Source organism: Peribacillus sp. SIMBA_075 (genome assembly GCF_046534585.1).
The window spans coordinates 1-273 of the sequence record NZ_JAWRYN010000574.1 but is presented as its reverse complement, the minus strand read 5'-3'; the positions used below and the strand labels follow the sequence as shown (position 1 = coordinate 273).

1 protein-coding gene is annotated in these 273 nt (G+C 70.3%); it reads right to left on the bottom strand.

Annotation, left to right across the window (positions count from 1 at the left end):
* A partial coding sequence (locus SB775_RS29455; RefSeq protein ID WP_410864775.1) for a PhnD/SsuA/transferrin family substrate-binding protein occupies positions 1 to 273 on the bottom strand: 273 nt, incomplete at both ends.

The following is a 273-nucleotide window of genomic DNA, read 5'->3' as shown; positions in this document are numbered from 1 at the left end:
GACCTGCATCCGCACGCGTTGCAGACCTTCGCGCAGGTCTTCCAGCCGACGCTGCGACGCCGGATCCACCTGATAGAAGCCCGAGGTACCGAAGAAACTGTGCAGCGCCGGTGCCGCCTGCGGGTCGCTGGCGGCCTGCAGCAGCACCTCGCGCAGGCGCCGCTCGACCGCCGGCGGCAGGTCCGCACGCACCATCTCCACCGCCCGCGGGATCGGCGCGGTGGTGTGGATGATGCGGAAGTTACGCCGGAATGCCGCCGGTAGATGGCGCTC